This window comes from Streptomyces sp. NPDC127038 (assembly GCF_042725875.1).
Classification (GTDB): Bacteria; Actinomycetota; Actinomycetes; order Streptomycetales; family Streptomycetaceae; genus Streptomyces.
Genome location: NZ_JBHXDQ010000037.1, coordinates 81512 through 88384 on the forward strand (window position 1 = coordinate 81512; position 6873 = coordinate 88384).

4 protein-coding genes are annotated in these 6873 nt (G+C 72.6%); 1 reads left to right on the forward strand and 3 read right to left on the reverse strand.

From position 1 onward, the window contains the following. The first annotated feature begins 36 nt into the window (after positions 1-36). Entirely contained in the window at positions 37-2334 is a 2298-nt protein-coding gene (locus ACFWI4_RS24395) for a HelD family protein (protein WP_387199819.1), read from the forward strand. Between the two features lie 54 nt (positions 2335-2388). Here the strand turns inward: ACFWI4_RS24395 and glgB are convergent, their stop codons facing one another. From glgB to ACFWI4_RS24410, 3 genes are all read right to left on the reverse strand, one after another. Further along, positions 2389-4701 carry a 1,4-alpha-glucan branching enzyme gene (gene glgB / locus ACFWI4_RS24400; protein WP_387199822.1) on the reverse strand — a complete coding sequence of 771 codons (2313 nt, stop codon included), beginning with the start codon at positions 4699-4701 and terminating at the stop codon, positions 2389-2391. A 48-nt stretch (positions 4702-4749) separates the two neighbouring features. Continuing rightward, the gene (locus tag ACFWI4_RS24405) at positions 4750-6156 is read right to left on the reverse strand and encodes a phosphotransferase (RefSeq protein WP_387199825.1); all 1407 of its coding nucleotides are present in this window, start codon (positions 6154-6156) and stop codon (positions 4750-4752) included. Positions 6157-6507: 351 nt separating this feature from the next. Beyond that, positions 6508-6873 (reverse strand): alpha-glucosidase C-terminal domain-containing protein (locus tag ACFWI4_RS24410; RefSeq protein WP_387199828.1); only part of this gene is annotated, 366 nt, incomplete at its 5' end.

A 6873-nucleotide genomic window follows, 5' to 3' on the forward strand; every position in this document is an offset into this window, starting at 1 on the left:
GTTCGATAGCCGCAGTATATCTGGGTGGGAGCGGAATTGTCAAACAAGGGATCGCACAAAGAATTCCCCGACGATGAACTGCGAAGCGAGCAGGAATTCATCGACGGGTTGTACGCGCGCGTGGACGCGCTGCGCGGAGCCACCGAGACCTCCGTCGGGGATGCGCTCGCCCAGGGCAACACGCCCATGCAGGCCCGGCTCGAACGGGACATCCTGGTCGCCGAACGCTCGGGGCTGCTGTCCGCGCTGAACGCGGTGGACGGCTCGCTCTGCTTCGGCCGCATCGACCTGTCCCCCGCGGAGGGCGGGCCGTCCGCCGGTGTCAGCCACCACATCGGCCGGATCGGCATCCGCGCGGACGACACCGAGCGCACCCCGGTCCTGATCGACTGGCGGGCCCCCGTCGCCCGCCCCTTCTACCTGGCCACCGGGCACACCCCGATGGGCCTGCGCCGCCGCCGGCACATCGCCACCGCGGACCGGCACGTCACCGAACTGCACGACGAGATCCTCGACCTCGGCGACCGGGAGCGCACCGGACACGAGGACCCGAGCGGGGACGCCGTGCTGCTCGCCGCACTCAACTCGGCCCGCACCGGCCGGATGAGCGACATCGTGCAGACCATCCAGGCCGAGCAGGACCGGATCATCCGCGCCCCGCACCGCGGTGTCATGGTCGTCGAGGGCGGCCCCGGCACCGGCAAGACGGCCGTCGCCCTGCACCGCGCCGCGTACCTGCTCTACGAGCACCGGGAACTCCTCGCCAAGCGGGCCGTCCTGATCGTCGGGCCCAACCCCGCCTTCCTCGGCTACATCGGCGAGGTGCTGCCCTCGCTCGGCGAGACCGGGGTGCTGCTCTCGACCGTCGGCGAGCTCTTCCCCGGAGTGCACGCGACGGCCGCCGACACCCCCGAGGCCGCCGCCGTGAAGGGCCGCGCCGCGATGGCGGACGTGCTGGCCGAGGTCGTCCGGGACCGGCAGGCGCTGCCCGACCCGGTGATCGCCATCGAGCACGACCGGGACGTCCTGATGCTCGACGCGGGTCTCGTCCAGGTCGCCCGGGACCGCACCCGCGCGGTCGGGCTGCCCCACAACGCGGCCCGCGAGCACTTCGAGGGCCACATCCTCAACACCCTCACCGACATGCTCGCCGAACGCATCGGCACGGACCCCTACGACGGTTCCAACCTCCTCGACCCCAGTGACATCACCCAGATCCGCGACGAACTCGCCGAGAACCCCGAGGTCTGGTCGGCCGTCGACCGGCTGTGGCCGAGGCTGACCCCACGGCGCCTGGTCGCCGACTTCCTGGCCGACCCCTACGGCTACGTCCCCGACGAGGACGCGGCGGCGATCCTGCGCCCGGAGACCCGGGCCGGTGACTGGACCCCCGCGGACGTGCCGCTGCTGGACGAGGCCGCCGAACTCCTCGGCGAGGACGACCGGCTCGCCCGCGCGCTGGCCGACCGTGAGCGCCGTACCCAGGTCGCCTACGCGCAGGGCGTGCTCGACGTCTCCTACGCCTCGCGGACCTACGAGTTCGAGGACAAGGACGAGGAGGACTCCGAGGTCCTGTCCGCCCACGACGTCATCGACGCCGAGCGGATGGCCGAACGGCACGAGGAGGACGACCACCGCAGCGCCGCCGAGCGCGCCGCCGCCGACCGGACCTGGGCCTTCGGCCACATCATCGTCGACGAGGCGCAGGAGCTGTCGCCGATGGCCTGGCGGCTGCTGATGCGCCGCAGCCCCACCCGGTCGATGACGCTCGTCGGCGACCCCGCCCAGACCGCCGAGGCGGCGGGGGTCGGTTCGTGGGAGGAGATCCTCGCCCCCTACGTGGAGGACCGCTGGGAGCACACCCGGCTCGGCGTCAACTACCGCACCCCGTCCGAGATCATGGACGTCGCCGCCGGTGTGGTGCGGGCCGAGCGCCCCGGGTTCGAGCCGCCCCGCTCCGTCCGGTCCACCGGGGTACGGCCCTGGGCGCGGGAGGCCGGTGACGATCTGCCCGGCGCGGTCGCCAAGGCCGTCGCCGAACTGGCCCCGGCCGAGGGAAGACTCGCGGTGATCGCGCCGCGGTCCCTGCACACCGCGCTCGCCGCCCGGCTGGACGGCGTGACGGCGGGCACGGAGCCGGACCTCACCCGAGCGGTGGTGCTCCTCGACCCCCGGCAGGCCAAGGGCCTGGAGTTCGACTCCGTCCTGGTGGTCGAGCCCGCCGCGTACGGGACGAGCGACCTGTACGTGGCGCTGACCCGGGCCACCCAGGCGCTGGGCGTGCTCTACACCGGTGAACCGCCCGCGTCGCTGCGGGGCACCGGCCTGGTGTGACGTCCCCCGCCCGGTCCCCGGCGTCGCCGCGGGGGACCGGGCGAAGGACGATCTCTAGGCGGGCCGCAGCCACACCGTCGCGAGCGGCGGCAGGGTCAGCTGGACGCTGGCCGGGCGGCCGTGCCAGGCGGTGGGTTCCGTCTTGACCGGGTCGGGGCCGGTGACGTCGCCGCCGCCGTAGCGCAGGTCGTCGGTGTTGAGGACCTCGCGCCAGGCGGGAACGTCCTCGGGGACGCCGAGGCGGTAGCCGTGGCGGACGGCGGGGGAGAAGTGGGAGACGGCGAGCAGCGGGGTGCCGTCGGCGGCGTGGCGCAGGAACGCGAAGACGTTGTCGTCGGCGGAGTCCCCGGTGATCCAGGCGAAGCCGGACGGATCGGTGTCGCGCTCCCACAGCGCGGGTTCGTGCTGGTAGACGGTGTTGAGGTCGCGCACCAGGTCCCGGACCCCGCGGTGGTCGGCCTCGGCGCCGTAGGCCGGGTCGAGCAGCCACCAGTCGGGGCCGTGCGCCTCGGACCATTCGGCGCCCTGGGCGAACTCCTGCCCCATGAACAGGAGTTGCTTGCCGGGGTGGGCCCACATGAAGGCGAGGTAGGCGCGCAGGTTTGCGCGCTGCTGCCACCAGTCCCCGGGCATCTTGGAGACGAGCGAGCGTTTGCCGTGCACGACCTCGTCGTGGGAGATCGGCAGCACGTAGTTCTCGCTGTAGGCGTACACCATCGAGAACGTCATCTCGTCGTGGTGGTACTTGCGGTGCACCGGGTCGTGGGAGACGTAGTCCAGCGAGTCGTGCATCCAGCCCATGTTCCACTTCAGCCCGAACCCCAGACCGCCGAAGCCGCCGGGGCCGGTGTGATGGGTGGCCCGGGTGACGCCGTCCCAGGCCGTGGACTCCTCGGCGACGGTGACGACACCGGGGTTGCGGCGGTAGACGGTCGCGTTCATCTCCTGGAGGAAGGCGACCGCGTCCAGGTTCTCGCGGCCGCCGTGCTCGTTGGGGGTCCACTGGCCCGGTTCGCGGGAGTAGTCGAGGTAGAGCATGGAGGCGACCGCGTCGACGCGCAGGCCGTCGATGTGGAACTCCTCGCACCAGTAGGTGGCGTTGGCGACGAGGAAGTTGCGGACCTCACGGCGCCCGTAGTCGAACTCCAGGGTGCCCCAGTCCGGATGCGCGGCCCGCTGCGGGTCGGCGTGCTCGTACAGGGGGCGGCCGTCGAACTCGGCGAGGGCCCACTCGTCCCGCGGGAAGTGCGCGGGGACCCAGTCCATGAGGACACCGACACCGGCCCGGTGCAGGGCGTCGACGAGGTACTTGAAGTCGTCGGGCGTGCCCAGCCGCGCGGTGGGGGCGTAGAACCCGGTGACCTGGTAGCCCCAGGAACCGCCGAACGGATGCTCGGCGACGGGCATCAGCTCGACATGCGTGAACCCGAGGTCCGACACGTACGCGGGCAGCTGGTCGGCGAGCTGACGATACGTCAGACCGGGCCGCCAGGAGGCCAGGTGGACCTCGTACACCGAGAACGGCGCCTCGTGCGGCGGGCGGTCGGCCCTCCTCGCCATCCACTCCGCGTCCCGCCACTCGTGGTGGGACGCGTGGACGACCGACGAGGTGGCGGGTGGTGCCTCGGTGCGCCGGGCCATCGGGTCGGCGCGCACGGTACGGGAACCGTCGGGGCGGGCTATGTCGAACTTGTACAGCTCGCCCTCGCCGACCGCCGGAACGAACAGCTCCCACACTCCCGAGGACCCCAGGGACCGCATCGGATGCCCCGTGCCGTCCCAGAAGTTGAAGCCGCCGGCCACCCGGACGCCGCGCGCGTTCGGCGCCCACACGGTGAACCGGGTTCCGGCGACGCCCTGGTGCTCCATCGGCTCGGCGCCGAGCGCCCGCCACAGTTCCTCGTGCCGGCCCTCGCCGATCAGATGCAGGTCCAGCTCGCCGAGCGCGGGCAGGAACCGGTACGCGTCCTCCGTCTCCAGCACCGTCCCCTCGTAGGCCACGAGGAGCCGGTACGCGTCCGGGACCGCGCGCAGCGGCAGCAGCCCCGAGAAGAGGCCGTCCCCGTCGTCGCGCAGCTCGGCGCGCAGCCCCTCGGTGACGACGGTGACGCCGAGCGCGTACGGGCGGAAGACCCGGAAGGCGACACCGTCGGGCACCGGATGGGCGCCCAGCACTCCGTGCGGATCGTGGTGGGTCCCGTCGAGGAGCCGCTGCCGGTCGGCCGGGCCGACACGGGCCTCGCCCGGCTGCCGCGGCACGGGCTCGTTCCCGGCGGCCGGGCGGCCGGCCGGTGTCCTGTCTTTGGCGGACGGTTTCTTCGCGCTGCGCTTCTTGGGGGTGTCGTCGGACCGGGGGCGGGGCGTCACGGGCGGGGCCTCCTCGGGCGGGTCAACAGGGGCGGAGCAAAGGGGGGATCAGGGTGACGCGGCCAGCCGTCGTACCGCCGCCAGCGGAACCGGCAGCCAGTCCGGACGGTGCCGGGCCTCGTACACGACCTCGTACACCGCCTTGTCCGTCTCGAAGGCCCGCAGCAGCACCGGATCCGTACGCGGATCGAAGCCGCCGGCCTCGGCGTACCCGGTGCAGTACGCGGCCCGGCAGTTGTCGGCCCATCCGGAGGCCGGCACCGTCCCGGCGGCGCCCGGCACCCGGGTCACGGCGTGGGCCGCGTAGTCGAAGGAGCGGAGCATGCCGGCGATGTCACGGGCCGGGGGCTGCGGCATACGGCGCTCGGCGAGCGGCTTGGACGGTTCGCCCTCGAAGTCGATGAGCGACCACCGCCCGTCCGGGGAGCGCAGGCACTGACCCAGATGCAGATCGCCGTGCACGCGCTGGGCCGTCCACGTGTGCCCCTCGCGGGACAGGTCGGCCAGCGCCTCGAACGCGGTCCGCAGCCCGGGCGCGTGGGGCCGGAGCAGGGGCACCGCCTGGGCGGCCGCGTCCAGCCGCTCGGTCATGGCGTCGGCGAGCGGCCGCAGCTGCCGGTGGCCCAGGGTGACCGTGGGAAGCGACCGGGCGAGCGCGGTGTGCACCTCGGCGGTCGCCCGGCCCAGCGCCCGCGCCTCCACGGCGAAGTCCTCGCCCTTGGCGAGCCCGCGCAGCGCCAGCTCCCACCCGTCGGACGCCCCCTGCACGAAGGGCTGGAGCACGCCGAGGACGTACGACTGCCCGGACAGCTCCGCCCGGAGCCAGGCGGTGGGTGCCGGAACCCGGACGCAGCCCTCGCGGGCCAGGGCCAGCGGCAGTTCGAGGTCGGGGTTGATCCCGGGGACGATCCGCCGCAGTAACTTGAGGATGAACGTGTCGCCGTAGACCACCGACGAGTTGGACTGCTCGGCGGTCATCATCCGCGGCACGAGGCCGGGGCGTATCTCCTGGTCCGGATCCCGCTCGAAACGCAGCCCGCCGATGCGGGCCCGGGAGCGCAGGGCCTCCAGGAGCACATCGGCGGGCTGGGGGTCGAAGAGGGCCTCGTACACCGTGCGTCCGGCGAGCGGCCCCTCGGTCATGTGCCCGATCAGGGCCGGGGCCAGCCGGGGCGGCAGCGCCTCGCGTACACCGATGAGCAGTTGATAGCAGTCACCCGGGACGGCCGGGGCGCCCGGAACGGGTGGCTGGTGGGCGCGTGCCAGCAGGTGGTAGAGGCCCAGTGGGCCGTTCGGCGGCAGCAGCTCGGTGGCGGATACCAGCGAGAGCCCGGTGACCGGTCGTCCCTTGCCGGCGAACCAGCGCTGCCGCGGCAGCCAGGTGCGCAGGAGTGGTTCCAGGGACGCCAGAAGGCCGGGACCTGGGGGTGCGGTGCGTGTGACGGCTTCCGACATGGGTCGCGTCCTTTCCCCGGGGCGGGGTGTTCCTCATGCGTGCCCCGGACGAAGCCGTGGAAACCGCCCCGTCCGGAGGCCTTTTCGGCCGAGTGGGTCCGGGAGATTTCCAGCGGACACGCCACAAGGGTGTCCAATTCCGGTGTGTGGCACCAGACCTGGACACCCTCGTGACGTTCACTCGCACCGGTACCGGCCGAAGCCCCCGCCGTGGTCTTGCCTTTGAGTCCGGCCGCAGCCGGGCGCAACGCCAGGTTTCAGTGGGCATGCCATGGGTGGGCGGATGCCGAGGGCCGTGTCCGGAAGCCTGGTCGGGTTCGGACACGGCCCTTGGTGCGGACGGACGGCCCGTCAGCCGGCTTCCTTCCGGAGGCGGAACCAGTAGAAGCCGTGACCGGCGAGTGTCAGCAGGTACGGCAGTTCGCCGATGGCCGGGAAGCGGACGCCGCCGATGAGTTCGACCGGGTGGCGGCCGTTGAACTCGCGGAGGTCGAGTTCGGTGGGCTGGGCGAAGCGGGAGAAGTTGTGCACGCACAGCACCAGGTCGTCGTCCCCCTCGTCATCGGTCGAGGGTGCCTCGCGCAGGAAGGCGAGGACGGCGGGGTTGGTCGACTGGAGTTCGGTGTAGGTGCCGAGTCCGAAGGCCTTGTTCTGTTTGCGGATCTCGATCATGCGGCGGGTCCAGTGGAGCAGCGAGGAGGGCGACGACATGGACGC

Bases quoted from the DNA above. Each gene is read 5' to 3' on its own strand.
- ACFWI4_RS24405 (WP_387199825.1), bottom strand. From the start codon at position 6,156: ATGTCGGAAGCCGTCACACGCACCGCACCCCCAGGTCCCGGCCTTCTG.